9 protein-coding genes are annotated in these 15,603 nt (G+C 56.7%); 3 read left to right on the top strand and 6 right to left on the bottom strand.

From position 1 onward, the window contains the following. Nucleotides 1-21 precede the first annotated feature (21 nt). The 6 genes from bcsC to bcsR form a co-directional block, all read right to left on the bottom strand. Nucleotides 22-4,602 (bottom strand): cellulose synthase complex outer membrane protein BcsC, encoded by a 4,581-nt coding sequence (gene bcsC, locus EIP93_RS21880; protein ID WP_420899359.1) that lies wholly within the window; start codon nucleotides 4,600-4,602, stop codon nucleotides 22-24. Further along, nucleotides 4,584-5,699: a cellulose synthase complex periplasmic endoglucanase BcsZ gene (gene bcsZ, locus EIP93_RS21875; RefSeq protein ID WP_125233270.1), complete on the bottom strand. Its 1,116-nt coding sequence runs from the start codon at nucleotides 5,697-5,699 to the stop codon at nucleotides 4,584-4,586. The genes bcsC and bcsZ overlap by 19 nt, the downstream gene beginning before the upstream one ends. A gap of 6 nt (nucleotides 5,700-5,705) precedes the next feature. Beyond that, entirely contained in the window at nucleotides 5,706-8,033 is a 2,328-nt protein-coding gene (gene bcsB, locus EIP93_RS21870; protein WP_125233269.1) for a cellulose biosynthesis cyclic di-GMP-binding regulatory protein BcsB, read from the bottom strand. 74 nt (nucleotides 8,034-8,107) lie between these two features. Next, nucleotides 8,108-10,807 carry a UDP-forming cellulose synthase catalytic subunit gene (bcsA, locus tag EIP93_RS21865; RefSeq protein ID WP_125233268.1) on the bottom strand — a complete coding sequence of 900 codons (2,700 nt, stop codon included), beginning with the start codon at nucleotides 10,805-10,807 and terminating at the stop codon, nucleotides 8,108-8,110. Beyond that, complete coding sequence (bcsQ, locus tag EIP93_RS21860) at nucleotides 10,804-11,541, bottom strand: cellulose biosynthesis protein BcsQ (RefSeq protein ID WP_107333630.1); 738 nt, start codon at nucleotides 11,539-11,541, stop codon at nucleotides 10,804-10,806. The genes bcsA and bcsQ overlap by 4 nt, the downstream gene beginning before the upstream one ends. Before the next feature lie 2 nt (nucleotides 11,542-11,543). Next, entirely contained in the window at nucleotides 11,544-11,753 is a 210-nt protein-coding gene (gene bcsR / locus EIP93_RS21855; RefSeq protein WP_107333629.1) for a cellulose biosynthesis protein BcsR, read from the bottom strand. A 332-nt stretch (nucleotides 11,754-12,085) separates the two neighbouring features. Here bcsR and bcsE point away from each other — a divergent pair, with 332 nt between their 5' ends. Genes bcsE through bcsG form a run of 3 tightly spaced genes read left to right on the top strand, consistent with a single transcriptional unit; the run spans nucleotide 12,086 to nucleotide 15,565 of the window. After that, nucleotides 12,086-13,690, top strand: a complete 1,605-nt coding sequence (gene bcsE / locus EIP93_RS21850; RefSeq protein ID WP_116362878.1) for a cellulose biosynthesis protein BcsE — start codon at nucleotides 12,086-12,088, stop codon at nucleotides 13,688-13,690. Beyond that, the gene (bcsF, locus tag EIP93_RS21845; RefSeq protein WP_107333627.1) at nucleotides 13,687-13,905 is read left to right on the top strand and encodes a cellulose biosynthesis protein BcsF; all 219 of its coding nucleotides are present in this window, start codon (nucleotides 13,687-13,689) and stop codon (nucleotides 13,903-13,905) included. The genes bcsE and bcsF overlap by 4 nt, the downstream gene beginning before the upstream one ends. A gap of 1 nt (nucleotide 13,906) precedes the next feature. Continuing rightward, entirely contained in the window at nucleotides 13,907-15,565 is a 1,659-nt protein-coding gene (gene bcsG, locus EIP93_RS21840) for a cellulose biosynthesis protein BcsG (RefSeq protein ID WP_107333626.1), read from the top strand. The last annotated feature ends 38 nt before the right edge of the window (nucleotides 15,566-15,603 follow it).

The following is a 15,603-nucleotide window of genomic DNA, read 5'->3' as shown; positions in this document are numbered from 1 at the left end:
GAAACCCAATGAGGGGGAAGGTTACTTAAAGTCCGCGTAAGGCGTTAGCGGCTGCGGTGGGCTGTCGAGATCGCCTTGCCAGCCGGAGGCGGAGTAGCGCAGGTAGATGAGGCCGTGGCTTGGGGTGTAGTCCTTCGCCTGCTGAATGTCGATACCGACACCCAGCGTCCAGTGTGAGCTGAGGCGGCGTTCGACGATGGCGCGCGCCGTATAGCCGAAGCCGGAACTGCTGCTGCCTTCTTCGATGGCGTCTCTGTCGGTGATCGCAGCGTTGCCAAGCAGGCCGACCAGTGGATAGCGCCGCTGATCTTTGGTGGAGGAACGTGACCACGACAGCGATCCGCCGAGTTCCCACGACCAGTTTTCCGTCCGCTGCCGATAGTTCACCGGCACGCCCAGCGAGAAGTATTGCTGTGGGCTGTAGTAGCCGCCCTGACCGAGCGAGTAACCGCTTAAATCCTTCTGGTAACGCCACCACATGCTGTTCAGGCCAACCGTGACGCGTCGGTTATCCTCGTTAATCAACTTGTAGTAATAACCTGCCATCGCGCGGGCTCGGTCATTATCGGCCACGTTTTTACCCGTAATCTGGTGGACGCTGAAATCACTCCAGACGCCGTGCGCTTCGCCCCGATCGTAGCTCAGCCCGAGGCTGACACCCGTGGCGCGCACGCCGCCCCAGGTAATGCCGGTGCCAGGGTCTTTGGTACCGCCGAAGGCGAGTAATGAGCTGGAGATCGGGCGGCGCGATGCCGTCGCGGTCCAGCCGATTTGCCGCCAGTCACCGCTGTAGCTTGCGCCGCCGACGACGTCGACGACATCAAAGCCGAGCGGCGTGGTGCCGATGTCTGCTGACCAGCGATCGTTCTTCCAACCTGCGGCGACGCTGGTGCCGGTGGCTTTCTGCGATTTGCCGTCGAAGCAGTCCTGTGTGGCGCAGGTGCCGAAGGTTTCCCGATAGGCACCGTTGCTGTCTGGAGAGAAGGAGCCGGCGTTCATCTGCACGGTATCGGTACGGAAGAAGGCGCGGCCGTCGTACAGCGGCATATCCACCTGCAACATGGTGTCGTGGGCGCTCAGGTCGGAAACGCCGCCGGTACCGCTCGAACTCCCGTAATCGTGGTCAAGGGTGACGGTAATATCCTGCTTGCGGTACAGGTCTGCGGCATCGGCACGGATGCCGCGTTGCAGCCAGTCGTCTCCCGCCTGATTGCGTGTTAGCCGGGTGTAGTCATCGTCGCTTTGCGGCAGAGCGGGTGTGATGCCGCTAGCGACCATTGCCTGTTTATAGTCCTGCTGTGCCTGTTCAGGTTGAGATTGCTGTTGTTCAACGCGTGCTGCATTGCGATAGACCAGAGCCTTAGTCTGACCGACAGGCTCTTTCTGCGCGTCGATTTTTAGCTGGCGGAAAAGCGCCGTCGATTTTTGCGGATCCCCGACCGCTTGCCAGGCGTTAGCGACGCGCCGCTGCGCATTGAGCGTATCAGCCGCCTGCGTTGGAAGCTGGTTCAGGCGCTGGCGTGCGTCATCTTGCTGGCCCTGCGCGATAAACGCGTCGATCTCACCCAGTTGCGCATCGGGGTTCTGCGGCTCTCGCGTGCGGATGCGCTGATAATCTGCCAGCGCCGTAGCGTATTCACCCCGAGCCAGCGCCCAGTCTGCCAGCAGGAGATCGATGCGGGTGTCAGCCGGTTGCTGGCGGAGGAAAGCGATAGCGGCGGATTCATCACCCGCGTCGCGTATCGCTTCCGCTTTAGCCAGCGTGGTTTGCATCGTTAAACGTTGAGATAAGTCACGCATATCGTCGTTCCACTGCGCTGCGGGAAGCGTGTTCAGGTGAGCGAGTGCTTGCTCATCGCGATTGGTCGACGACAGGTAAAGTGAGTAAACGTAATTCTTTTCCGCGCTGGTCGGGGGTATGGACGTCGCGCGTTGAACTACGCTGTCCGCCTGCTGCGTTTTTCCCAGTTGGCGTAGCGTCTGTGCATAGCGATAGGCCAGCCACACATCGTTCGGATCCTGCTGGTTCGCCTGACGATACTTCTCCTCCGCTTGCGCCCACTGCTGCTGTTCTAAAAGCCGATCCGCCTGCTGCTTCAGGATATCGAGCCGCAGTGCGGCAAGCGGCTCCTGCATCGCATTCTGCTGGCTAGGTGACAGGCCGTTGAGGTAAGCGAGTGCTTTTTCCGGCGACTGCCGCTGATAAATACCGACCAAGCCGCGCAAGGCGTTGTCGTTGCCGGGTTCAAGGTGCAAGGCCTGCTGATAGAGCGGCTGTGCGGCGGCATCATTCTTACTGGCAACGGCGACATCACCCAGACCAATTAGCGCATAGGCGTTGGTGTTATCCATCTGGCGTGCTTGCTGATATTTCTGCCGCGCCAGCGGTAGGTTGTTAGCTTTCAGCGCGTTGTCGCCTTCCGCAATCGTGTTCCAATATTGCGTGCTTTGGATGAGACCTTCCCATTTACCGCTGTTGAGGCGATCAGTATCCGCCTGCAATGCTTTCTGGAACTGTGTCAGTGCTTTTGCCCGATCGCCTGCGCGCAGATAAACCAGACCCACTGCGCCGATCAGTTCAGGATCGTTTGGCGTGGCGGCCAGCGCTTGATTTAACTCACCGAGCGTGGCGCTGTTGCCGCCACCGCTTTCAACCTGTGCCAGACCGCGAAGGCGTGCCTGATAGGTGGGATCGGCCATCATTCCCTGCTGGCGGTTGAGCTCTTTGCGTGCAGTTTCTGCCTGTTCACCGTCTTTGAATACGGTCAGGAAACGGTTGAGTTCCGCCACGCTCTGCGACGTGACGGGCATTCGGCCAATGATTTCCAGCCATAGCGATGCGGCCTGACTGCGTCCGACAGGGTCATTAGAAAGCTGCATCAGCAAGGGATAGGCCTGCTCGTTGCGGTCCTGACTGAAGAGCAGACGTGACAAGACCATGCGCAGCGGAACGTTATCCGGGTAAATCTGATCCAGCGCTTCCAGTTGCTTAATCGCGATCGTTTCCTGATTCGGTAAGCGAGAGACCAGACGCCAATACTCAACAGCGAGATCGAGCGTTGGCGGCTCACCGTGAAAGAGCGCGTCGTACTGCGCTTTGGCTTCTGAGTAACGCCCGGCGGTAGACAGCAAACGCGCCTGTTGTAACTGTTGACGCGCGGTTTCCTGCGTCAGCGCCAGCGTTGTTTCTGCCTGACGATAGAGCGCGGAGTCGGGCGCCACAGTCTTCAGCCTTTCCAACTGCTGGCGTGCCTGCGCCTGATCGCCTTGACGCAGTACCAGCCGTAATTTTGCAGCGATAACCTCGGGATTATCTGGATCGATAAGCTCCAGTCGATAGAGCGACTGGCGCACAAGATCGTCTTTGTTACTTGCTTCTCCCAGACGCACCTGTTCCATCAGAAATTGCTCTGGCGACGCGGTTTCCGCGCTGTATGCCTGCGGCGCAGTAACCAGCAATAACGGGAGGAGGCGCAGCCAGTTCAGCGCCAGATTGTTGGCTTTCAATGCATTGTCACCTTTCGCAATCGTGGTCCAGTCTTGCGTATTTTGGATGAGCCCTTCCCATCTACCGCTGTGTAGACGGCTCATATCCACCTGTAATGCCTTCTGAAACTGTTCCAGCGCCTTTTTCCGATCGCCTTCGCGCAGATAAACCAGACCCACTGCGCCGATCAGTGCCGGAGTGTTGGGTGTGGCAGACAGCGCTTTATTCAGTTCATTGAGCATGGTGCTGTCGCCACCGCCGCTTTCAACCTGTGCCAGACTACGAAGGCGTACCTGATAGGTAGGGTCAGCTAACATTTTTTGCTGGCGGTTGAGCTCTTTGCGTGCAGTTTCTGCCTGTTCACCGTCTTTGAATACGGTCAGGAAACGGTTGAGTTCCGCCACGCTCTGCGACGTGACGGGCATTCGGCCAATGATTTCCAGCCATAGCGATGCGGCCTGACTGCGTCCGACAGGGTCATTAGAAAGCTGCATCAGCAAGGGATAGGCCTGCTCGTTGCGGTCCTGACTGAAGAGCAGACGTGACAAGACCATGCGCAGCGGAACGTTATCCGGGTAAATCTGATCCAGCGCTTCCAGTTGCTTAATCGCGATCGTTTCCTGATTCGGTAAGCGAGAGACCAGACGCCAATACTCAACAGCGAGATCGAGCGTTGGCGGCTCACCGTGAAAGAGCGCGTCGTACTGCGCTTTGGCTTCTGAGTAACGCCCGGCGGTAGACAGCAAACGCGCCTGTTGTAACTGTTGACGCGCGGTTTCCTGCGTCAGCGCCAGCGTTGTTTCTGCCTGACGATAGAGCGCGGAGTCGGGCGCCACAGTCTTCAGCCTTTCCAACTGCTGGCGTGCCTGCGCCTGATCGCCTTGACGCAGTACCAGCCGTAATTTTGCAGCGATAACCTCGGGGTTATCTGGATTGATAAGCTCCAGTCGATAGAGCGACTGGCGCACAAGATCGTCTTTGTTACTTGCTTCTCCCAGACGCACCTGTTCCATCAGAAATTGCTCTGGCGACGCGGTTTCCGCGCTGTATGCCTGCGGCGCAGTAACCAGCAATAACGGGAGGAGGCGCAGCCAGTTTAAGGTGTTGTTGTGCATTGGCTGCCCCGGGACGGTAAGAGTTGGCCTTGTGAAGTGAAGCGATAGCGCTTCTGATCCCACCCCTGACCAAAGAGTGTCAGAGAGGCAGAGAAATACGCATCGTCACCCGGTGGATTGGCGGCGAGCCGCTGGCGCTGGACGGCCAGCGCATCCGGTTGACGGGATAGCATCGGAAGCAGTGAGGCAGAAAAGCCTACCGATCCCTGTCCGGTGACGGTGCCCGTCGCGGTATCCGCTTTTTCAGGCGGTAGTCCTTGCTGGATCGTCTGCTGAATCATCGGCTGAAACTGTTTGAGTAAGTCGGTTTTCCCTCTGCTGCTGTCGGCCATCATCCCCGCCCACAGATAGACGCGGATGGCGTCATAGCTGCCGACATTGGGTTTGGTGGTATCAGGCTGCCAGCCTTTGCCTTTTTGCCAGATGACCCAATCAAGCGAGAACCCTTTCGGCGCGGTTTCTAACAGCAGGCGCTGCGTGGTGCGCTGCATCGCTTTCCATTTCTCACCCAGCGGAGCAAATCGAGCCAGCAACTGTGGCGGAAGATAGCTGGGGTTCAAGCGCCAGCTCTCTTTCTCTGCGAAACCCACTTTTCCGGGTAATAGCATCACGCCCAGCCCCGGAATCGTCACCACCTCTTCCTTGGCGATGCGCGCGAGCAGCGTGGTGCCCAGCGTCTGATAGCGTACTTCTTTCCACAGCCGACCGGCTTCAAGCAGGTTATAGGCAATCCACAGGTCGGCATCGGAAGCCGAGTTCGGATCCAGCACCGTCCACTGCTTATCCGTGTTCTCTCCCCACAGCCAGGCGGGCAGATGAGCACTCAAATCGCCTGCGGACAGGTTGTCTTCCGTCCATTTCAGAAGACGATCAAACATCACGCGATCGTTGGCGACCAGTGCAAAGAACATGGCGTAGCTTTGCCCTTCGGACGTGGTGATTTTGTTGGGTGTTGAGGTATCAATCACCCGTCCTTCCGCGCTGATGTAATGCTGCTTGTACTGCTCCCAGGCTGGCCAGTCGCAGACGGCGGCGGTGGCCAGGGAAGCCCATAGCCACAGCAGCGTGGGGATCAGGTAGCGCAGCACGCGCGGCATGGTGCGTTAGTCCCTTTCATCCGGCGACAGGCGGCGGCGGCTGAAGAATTTCAGGCCACGCCACAGCAGCCAGGCAACAATAACGACGGTAAGGGTCGATATGATCGCCAGCCAGACAGGATGCTGCGCCAAGGCGTGCCAGATACGTTCCCACCACGGCAGGTGACCGACGTAGTAAACGTCGCCGACGCGCAGATTATTGATGCCCGATTCACGGATGGCGGAAACGGAGCCGAACAACGAGGCTCTTTTTTCGCTGTCGATCAGCGCGTTGTTGAGCAGCGTATAGCCCTGCGGGCTATCGGCCAGTAGTGCGACGACACTACGCTGATCGTGATACGGGGACTGGAAGCCGATAATCGCCGACATCGCGCCGTCACTGCTGACGGTAGTTTTGCTGTCTGGCTTCGCGTCAGATTCAGGTGAGCCCATATCTGGGACGACGCTCTGGCGTGTTGGCTCTTTGATCCAGCTTTGCGTTTGCTCGACCAGCAGGTTGATTTTGCTGCTGTCGTGAAGTTCAGGCGGGATAGCGCCGATCATCAAAATATCGCTGTCCTGCTTGTCTATCTGCGTCCAGTCATCGCTGAGCTGCACCGCCAGCGCTGGGTAGCCGGTTTGTGCCCCAATGTTGCCGATGGCATTCAGCAGCGCGCTGACTTGAGCCGGTTGTGGCTGCTTGTTCACCAGCACCAGCGTTTGTGACAGGTCAGCCAGTCGGCTGAACGGGTAGCCCGCATTGGCAAAGGCGCGCAGATCCGGCATTGCCATAAAGTGGCGATAGCCAGAGAAGTTAATTGTCGAATTGCTGTCGATGACGGCGTGATTGACGACCGGCGTATAGGTTTCACAGCGGTCGGCGGTGCCGCTGGAAAGCAGCGTGGTGTAGTTGAAATCAAAGCGCAACTGGTTGGTGGTGCCCAGTTTCAGCGCCGGAATGGACAGGCTCTTGTCGGAATCCCATAGCCCCTGCGTGAGTGGCAGGCGCATCAACAGGGAGTTCTTGTCTTGCTCCGGCGCCAGCGAGAAGTCCTGTACGAACTGGTTGTTCAGGTTGATGCTCAGGCGCGATCCGTCCTGAATCTGCGGCGCGGTGTAGCGATATTTCAGACGCATATCGATGCCCTGACTGCGGATCAGGAACAGGTCAGGCGGCAGGTTCATGGTCAGTGAAATTGGCCGAGGAACAATGCCGTCGGTTTGCAGCTGTTCGTTATATTGCTGCAGTTCGGCGAAGGTCATCGGGCGATCGGTGCGCACCCAGTTTGGTGCATCATACGGCTGACGTGGGGCGAGCTGTTCGACCTTATCAATAGTGACGCTTTGCCCACGGAACAGCGCGTTCCCCTGTGCGATACCCCGCACGGCGGTAAGCAGTTCATTATCATCACGCCCCTGCACCAGCAGTAGCTTCACATGAGGATCGTTGGGGTGGCTGATGATAGACACCGTTGGCCCGTTCACGGCGGGGGAATCGCGCAGGAAATCCGGCCGCTTCTCGTTGGTGGCGAACACAATACCGTGACTATTCGGCAACTGGTTGAAGAGGGCAGGGAAAGACTGCCCGCGCCATTGTGCTTTGCTGCCAAACCAGGAGGCGAGCACCGCGGCGGCACGCTGCTGCACCAGATCCGGCTGGCCGGCAAAGACGATGGGCAGCGTTAGCGGGCGGGTATCGCGGCTGTCAAAAAACGGCGCAGGGAACGGCGACAGATCGTCTTTCAGCGTCAGCTTCTGGAATTGCAGATTGAGCGCGCTGGCTTTGCTGACATCCAGCCACAGGCTGGTGCTGGCTGGGTTTTCGCAGATGTTCTGATAATGGCCGACGAACACCAACTGCATGCGGTTAAAATCCGTGATGTAGCGCGGATCGATAGGAATACGCACGCGGTTGGATTTCCCCATCTGCTCTTTGCTAATCGTGGTGACGCCCATGAGCTCATTGTTCAGGTAAACCTTGATATGCGACTCGGTGGGGATCAGCGCCGGTGACGGGGTAAATTCGAGGTCGAGCGAAGCCTGCGTGACCACTTCGTCGCTGCGAACGCCAAACTCAATCTGCCCGTCGGGATTGATACCGCGTAGCGCAAAGGAGCCCGGAGCCGGCGCGATCTGTGCAAACGGCATCACCACGTTACGCACGGCGGCGTTGGCCGGCGGCTGCACCAGCGGAATCACAGGCATCGTCGTCGCTGGTGTTGCGGTGGCAGCATTGGCGGGCGGCTGGGTCGCACCCCCTTCGGCCGGTGTTTGTGCGTGCGGCGTGGTGACAGCCTGAGATAATGAGCTGACGCCTAAAGCCAATGCGGTGAACCAGATTATTTTTTTCGTCATCGTGTCATCATCAATGTTAAGGGTCTTTCTCGTTGTCGGGAGAAAGACCGTTGATCACGGCCTGTGAATGGCAATCAAGCCACTGTCTTTGCTGTAAACAGGTTCTCTTGTGCAAATCGCGTTTCATGGGCAGACGGCGTCTGGCCCTGATGTACGGTTTTTTCCGGCAGCGCAGCGCCCGGCAGGTCTGTTACGGGGCGTTTCCCCACATAGCGCGGGATGAATGACACAACCCACACCACGGTGTTGAGGAAGACCAAGATAATGTTGCGTATGACGGGCGGCGCGTAATCTGCCAGACGCAGGTAGCCGCGAAAGCCGAGAGCCAGCATATCAACCAGACTTTCGACCGGTTTATCCTGCGGGAAGCTGTCTTGCCAGAGCGCCCAGGTGTCGGCGCGGGCAAACGTACATTGAATGAAATCAATATGCTGGCGGATGGTCAGGTTGGTCATGCGCAGGCCAATTTTGTTGTCGAACGCGCGGGTGACGCTGAACGGGAAGGCGTACTCCTGCTGACCGCGTTTTAGCAACAGCGAGACGTTGTCCCCGACCTGAAGAATGCCTGATTCGCGGGCTTCAACGCCCACGCCGCCATCGGAATAGTCGCGCAGCACGCAGGGGAAAAGATGCCCATCGGCACGGAGAATAGCGGCTGACATCGACATCTCTACCCGATGTGCCTGACGCACCTGCTTGGCTTCTACAGCAACCGCGACGGCTCCGCCTAAAATGGTCATGTTGTACATGACCCAGAGCAGGCTGATGAGCACCGTCATGATCTCTTCCGGCGGCCCGTAAATCAGTCGCCAGCCGGCATACACCACCCCGGCGATATTCAGCAGCACCAGCACTAGATAAGGCCGCGTAATCACCCAGTCGACATGCTGTTCTTCAACCAGCCCACCTTTCGCCGTCACGTTGAACTTCCCTTTATGCGGGTTAAACAAGGCTACGGTGGTGGGGCGGGCGATGTACCACGCCAGCACAGTTTCATAAATCTCACTCCAGAAAGAGTGACGGTAGCGACCCTGAATACGTGAGTTGGTCAGGCTGGCATGCACCATATGCGGCAACACGTAGAGCGCAATCGCCAGCGCTGGGGCGAAAATGATGTAGGCGTGCAGCAGCAGAAAGGCCAGCGGCGCGGTCAGGAAGATCAGCCGGGGAATACCAGACAGAAAGTGCATCATGGCATTGGCATAACACAGCCGCTGCCCGAGCTTCAGCCCTTTGCCGAATAGGGGGTTATCCAACCGGAAGATTTGCACCATGCCGCGCGCCCAGCGAATACGCTGCCCGATGTGGGCCGACAGGCTCTCGGTCGCCAATCCGGCGGCCTGTGGAATGCGGATATATGCCGAGCTGTAGCCACGGCGATGCAGGCGCAGCGACGTGTGAGCATCCTCCGTTACCGTTTCGACCGCGATGCCGCCAATTTCATCCAGCGGTTTACGCCGCAGGATGGCGCAGGAACCGCAGAAGAACGTGGCATCCCACATGTCGTTGCCGTCCTGAACCAGACCGTAGAACAGCGTGCCTTCATTGGGCGTGCGGCGGAAACGTCCCAGATTGCGTTCGAACGGGTCGGGCGAGAAGAAATGGTGCGGCGTTTGCAGCATCGCCAGCTTTTTGTCTTTGAAGAACCAGCCCATGGTCAATTGCAGGAAGGAGCGGGTAGGCACGTGGTCGCAGTCAAAAATGGCGACAAACTCGCCTTCCGCCTGTTTCAGGGCGTTGTTGATGTTCCCAGCTTTGGCATGTTCGTGCGTGACGCGGGCGATGTAATGGACGCCGACTTCTTCAGCGAAGGCTTTAAATTCGGCGCGCCCGCCGTCATCCAGAATATAAATATTGAGCTTATCTTTAGGCCAGTCGATGCCCAGCGCGGCATACACCGTCGGTTTCACGACACTCAGCGGTTCATTGTAGGTCGGGATCATGAGATCGACGGTCGGCCACGTTTTACTGTCTTCCGGCAGCGAAACCGGGTGGCGGTTCAACGGCCAGATTGTCTGGAAATAACCCAGAACCAACACGACCCAGGCATAGGTTTCCGCCGCCAGCAGCAGCAGTCCACAGATCAGGCTCAGCGGATCGTCCCAGTTGAGCGTTTCGGTGTAGCGCCACCACAGATAACGGCAGGAGACGGTGAAAGAAAGGGCGATCATCATGAGCGTCGGCATGCGTCCCGGCATGTTGCGAACGAGCATGGCGATACCCCACAGCAGCGCCATAAAAATAAACTGAGACAGCAAATCAAACGGCTGTGTTATGCACAGCAGCGCGAGCGCGGCGCACAGCAGACTCAGTATCACTGTCACCAGCCTTTGTACGTGGCTCGTCTTGGCAAGACGGGACTCACTGTCTTCGCGATCGTCAGTATTTGCGTGGCTAAAGCGGGTAAACAGCCCTTGTAGCGCGTTCATGTAGCGTTGCCGCCAGCGCGGTAGCGCGGAGAAATAATTGCGGCGTGATGTCGGCAACTGGCCGTTTTTGATGGTCAGCAGCCAAATACCCTGCGTCAGATAGCGAAGAATATCGGCCGGACGCGGGCGTTGAGGCGAAATGTGTGGGAACCAGTAGGTTCGCTGCGCGCGAATTTGTTGCCAGCCCTCAGACTCCAGACGCAGGAAGATCCAGCCGAGTATCGCAAATAGCGTGGCGACAAATGCCGCAAAGGCGGAGGCTCCCTGCTGACGATAGCCGCGGTAGCGCTGCTGTATCGCCTGTCTGGCGGGCGGAACGAGAAAGAGGCGCAGAATCCCGCTCATACGCCACTTTCCTTAACGTGAATCAGGCACCAGTTTGCCAGCGTCATGATCTCTTCTGCTGCCACGCTGTCCGGGCGGCATTCGCCCAGCGGCTGTTTCAGCATCAGCGACTCTGCCAACGCCTCGTCACGGTGTACCACCAGCGGCAACAGGTGTGACAGCGTGTGCAGCCAGAGCTGGTGTAAATCCTGCTGGAGCGTGCTGAGAGTAGAAAATTGATTAACCAGAAAATGGCACTGACGTGGCAACGCCTGCTGATGTAAGCGTGAATGGCAGTTGGCATCCGCCACAACCACCTGAAAAACGGTATTCGCGGTGGCTAACGCCTGTCGCGTGAGCGGGCTGTTGTCCGCCGGTACATCGATCAGTATCCAACGATGACGACCCGCCGCGTTGAGCTGCGCCAGATTGTTTTGCCAGAGTGCGGGGTGCTGGTGGTAATGCTGTTGAAGCGTCGCGACTTCCTGCGTGTTCAGGCGACCAAACGGCAGAAAATCCAGTCCAGGGAGATACTGCATGGCACCGGTTTGCCACGGTGCGCCGTCGGCTTCCGCCCGCGCCCAGCCGCGGCGTTGTTCAAACGGCATATTAAAGTTAATACGCAGCAAATTGTCCGGCGAAAAATCAATCACCAGCGCGGATTCGCCCAGCTGTTGGAAGGCCCATCCCAGTGCAGCGGCGATCGAGGTGGTGCCTACGCCTCCGCGAATTCCCTGCAATGCAATAACGGGCATCGTCAGTCGCTCCCGGCCGGTTCTTTTAATTCATCGAGCAGCGGCCAACGAGCCATCATTTGGCTGAGACGCGCCTGACGGGCGATATCGATATAGTTTATTTCAGGTAAAGAAAAAGCCTGACTGAGAACCCGTAGATCGTCGTCGGCTCTTGCATTTTCGGTTAAATCGGCGTGCGCGCTAGTATCGATACGAGTCGGTGCGTTATTCATCCCATGCCTCTGAAATAGGCTATCCATTATCATTGAGAAAGAAGAACATCTGAATGGCAGATGAGGTGCTTCTTTTTGCACCCATAACAGGCAGTCTGGCAGATGAAAGGTTACGCCTCTGCTGCCTTTAATCAGGAGTCAGGTGTGCCAATTAACTATAGCAATGAATTTATGATTGCAATGTGAATAGCCAAAAATAGTAATGAGCTGATTTATCAAAGGATAGGAATAATTCATAGCGGACAGTTGTGATCCCGCAAGGGGCTGCTAGAGTTTATTTTGACTGTATATTTAAGGTGAAATGCCGTCATTAACGGAAAAGAAATCAGTCTATGAAGCAGAACTTTTCATTAGGTATTCGTGACCTTTGGGATGAGCTGGTTACGCTCCAGCAGGCCGGCTTTTATTGGGTGAATATTGACCGACAGGTTGATGCCGCATTATTTTGCCAACAAGTCATACACAGCCAAAATAACAACGCGAGAGTGGCGTTAATAGGCTGTGGGGAAAGATCTGATCCTTTTCTGACGGTATTGTTTACGACAGAAAGTAATACGACCGAAACAAAACAATTATCTTGCTATGCACTGCCGGAAAATAAAGCCGCGTTGCTGAATTTAACCGATGATTTAATGCGTGCATTGCGCCCCAAAAACCGTCTATTGGTGCTTTATGCGCCGGCCAGCCTGTGGCGGGATATCTCGCCGGAAAGGCTCCAGCGTTGGGTGGATGATACGGCGGCATGGCTGTATCAACGCCAGTGTACGCTGGTCGTTATCAGCCACAGCAGCGGTGTAACCCGCTTGAGGAATATGCTGATTTCTCAACACCGCGGGCTCTACGGTTTGGCTAGCCTGCAATGGCAACAGGATCGCGCACAGTATCTGGTGTCATGGTGGGCAACGGAAAGAGGCGTGCGAGCGAATAAGGTGCAGATGCTGCAATCCGACAGTGGCGGGTGGCACATGCTGAAGGAAGAGGAGCTAACCCTTACGCCGTCTCTGGATGATGATGGGCTGTTCCTGATGGAAAAGAGCGTGATGGAAGGTGCTCCTGCGCTGTCAGAAAACTGGCAGCTACTGGACGACAACGCCATTTTGGTACAAACCGGCATGCTGACGAACTCGGCTACCCTCGTTTTGGCGCTCAATCAAACCAGTCAGGTCGATACGCTCGTTAAACAGGTTCATAGCCTGCGGCGGCAGCGCGGTGAATTACTGAAGATTGTGGTGCGAGAAATGAAGCCTTGTCTGCGCGCCAGCGACGAGCGCCTGTTATTGGCATGTGGCGCGAATATTATTGTCTCGCATTCAGAGCCGCTATCCCGTTTCCTGACGCGGATTGAAAGCGTGCAGGGGCAGCGCTTTACCAAGCATGTTCCTGTCGATGTTGAAGTCTTGCTGACCACCATGCGGCCGCTACAGATTAAGGGCTACCAGCCTCCTGAGACATTTCGGCAGTCTGTGCAGATGTTGATTGATAGCACGCTGATGCCGGAAGGCAGTAAGGGCGTGCTGGTCGCATTGCGCCCCGTGCCGGGCGTGCGGGCGGCGCAGGCGTTGACGCTGTGCACGCTGCGACGCTTTGGTGATGTTGTCACGATCGCGCAGGGTCGCCTATTTTTGTTCCTGTCCAATTGCCGTCTGAATGAGCTGGATATCGCGCTGAAATCCATTTTTCGTCTGCCGGTGGATGAAGCGTTCAGCAATCGGATTGTCTGGTCACAAGACCTACAGATTCTGGCAGAAGTTAAATCGCTGGTGCAGGACGATACGCTGGAGCAAGAGCAGCAGATTAACGATTATGCCCAATTGCAGCAGGCCGAATCTGCACCGCGCAGCCAGATGCCGCGGCGTGAACCGATTGCTATCGATCTGTTGGGGCCCGATCTATTGGGTTCCGATTTACGGACCCGAGTACCGGGAGAATCGTCATGAACCTGATGGATATCGTTCAACTGGTGTTATTGAGCGCGGTCGTTTTCTTTACGCTTGGTTATCTGGCGCACCGTGTGATTCCCCACTGGCTTCAGTACTGGAAAAACAGGCTGTTGTCACCGCGCTACCTGAAGCCTGCGAGTGTCTGGATGCGCAGTGCTTCTTCAACAAAGACGGTCTCAACCCAGCCGACTTCAGCAGAGACTAAGAAATAAAATGGACGACAAATCACGTAAGCAGCAACCGCATACGCAACAACAGCAGAATGTCTGGCGCTACTGGCGTGGGCTCGGTGCCTGGAATGTGTATTTCTTGCTGAAATTTGCCCTGTTATGGTTTGGCTACCTGAATTTTCATCCGCTGCTTAATCTGGTCTTTCTGGCGTTTTTGCTGTTCCCGATTCCCAACGTTACGCTGCACCGCTGGCGTCATATTATTGCCATTCCGCTCGGTATCGGGCTGTTTTACCACGATACCTGGCTGCCGGGCATCAACAGTATTCTCAGTCAGGGGTCGCAGGTTGCGGGCTTTAGCGCAGCCTATTTGCTGGAGCTGTTCAATCGCTTTATTAACTGGCAAATGGTCGGGGCGGCGGCGGTCATTATCGTGGCCTATCTGTTCTTCGCGCAGTGGATTCGTATTACGGTGTTTACCGTGGCGGCGCTGGCGTGGTTAAACATCGTCAATCTGGCGGGCCCGGCAGTGTCGCTGATGCCTGCGGTATCGACGGCAGCCTCTTCGACGGCGGCTTCCCCGGCTGGCGGAGACGCTGCGCTACCCGAGGCCACCTTGCCGCCAACGAATGCCAATCTCACGGCTTATCTGAACCAGTTTTATACGCGAGAAAAAGCACGAACCACGGCGTTCCCTGCCGCGCTGCCGCAGGATGCACAGCCTTTTGACCTGCTGATTATCAATATCTGTTCGCTGTCGTGGTCGGATCTGGACGTGGTGCAGTTGGAAAACCATCCGCTGTGGAAGAAGTTCGATATCCTGTTCCGTGAGTTTAACTCTGCCACTGCGTATAGCGGGCCGGCGTCCATTCGCCTGCTGCGGGCAAGCTGTGGTCAACAATCCCACACCGATTTGTACCAGCCGGTGAACCAGCAGTGTTACCTGTTCAGTAATCTGGTGAAGCTGGGCTTTGAAGAACAACTGATGCTCGACCATTCCGGCGTCTTTGGGAATTACCTGCGTGAGGTGCGTGAAGAGGGCGATATTCAGATCCCGATGCTGTCGCAGGAGGGCATCAGTCACCAGATTACGTCGTTTGACGGTGAGCCAATTTATAACGATCTGGCGCTGTTAAATCGCTGGTTGGGCGAGCGGGATAAAGCGACAACAACCCGTAACGCGACCTTCTTTAACCTGATTCCGCTCCATGACGGCAACCGCTTTGTCGGCAGCAACCAGTCGGCGGACTATGCGCCACGCGCGAAGATTCTGTTTGACCAACTGGATACATTTTTTGACGAGTTGCAAAAATCCGGCCGCAAAGTCATGGTAATTGTGGTGCCGGAGCACGGTGCGGCGCTGGCTGGGGATAAAATGCAAATGTCCGGCCTGCGCGATATTCCGAGCCCGAGCATCACGCATATTCCAGTCGGTGTGAAACTGTTTGGCCTACAGGCACCGCATCAGGGCGACGCGCTGGAGATTACGTCTCCGAGCAGCTATCTGGCGATTTCAGAGCTGGTGGCGCGTATGGTGGACGGCAAAGTGTTCACCGCGCCCTCTGTCGACTGGCAAACGCTGACGAGCGCACTGCCGCAAACGGAAGCGATCTCGGAAAATGAGAACGCTATCGTGATGCAATATCAGGGAAAACCGTACATTCGTCTGAATGGCGGAGACTGGGTACCTTACCCGCAATAATCTCATCCCATCACGTTATCGGGCAGGCGAGAATCCTG

It is taken from the genome of Pectobacterium versatile, from assembly GCF_003932035.1.
In the GTDB taxonomy this organism is placed as follows: Bacteria; Pseudomonadota; Gammaproteobacteria; order Enterobacterales; family Enterobacteriaceae; genus Pectobacterium; species Pectobacterium versatile.
This window is presented reverse-complemented; position numbering and strand designations above follow the sequence as displayed.

What these genes read in the sequence shown, in the direction of transcription:
- bcsG (WP_107333626.1), top strand. Translation starts at nt 13,907, where the DNA reads ATGGACGACAAATCACGTAAGCAGCAACCGCATACGCAACAACAGCAG.
- bcsR (WP_107333629.1), bottom strand. Translation starts at nt 11,753, where the DNA reads ATGAATAACGCACCGACTCGTATCGATACTAGCGCGCACGCCGATTTA.
- bcsA (WP_125233268.1), bottom strand. Translation starts at nt 10,807, where the DNA reads ATGAGCGGGATTCTGCGCCTCTTTCTCGTTCCGCCCGCCAGACAGGCG.
- bcsQ (WP_107333630.1), bottom strand. Translation starts at nt 11,541, where the DNA reads ATGCCCGTTATTGCATTGCAGGGAATTCGCGGAGGCGTAGGCACCACC.
- bcsB (WP_125233269.1), bottom strand. Translation starts at nt 8,033, where the DNA reads ATGACGAAAAAAATAATCTGGTTCACCGCATTGGCTTTAGGCGTCAGC.
- bcsC (WP_420899359.1), bottom strand. Translation starts at nt 4,602, where the DNA reads ATGCACAACAACACCTTAAACTGGCTGCGCCTCCTCCCGTTATTGCTG.
- bcsZ (WP_125233270.1), bottom strand. Translation starts at nt 5,699, where the DNA reads ATGCCGCGCGTGCTGCGCTACCTGATCCCCACGCTGCTGTGGCTATGG.
- bcsF (WP_107333627.1), top strand. Translation starts at nt 13,687, where the DNA reads ATGAACCTGATGGATATCGTTCAACTGGTGTTATTGAGCGCGGTCGTT.
- bcsE (WP_116362878.1), top strand. Translation starts at nt 12,086, where the DNA reads ATGAAGCAGAACTTTTCATTAGGTATTCGTGACCTTTGGGATGAGCTG.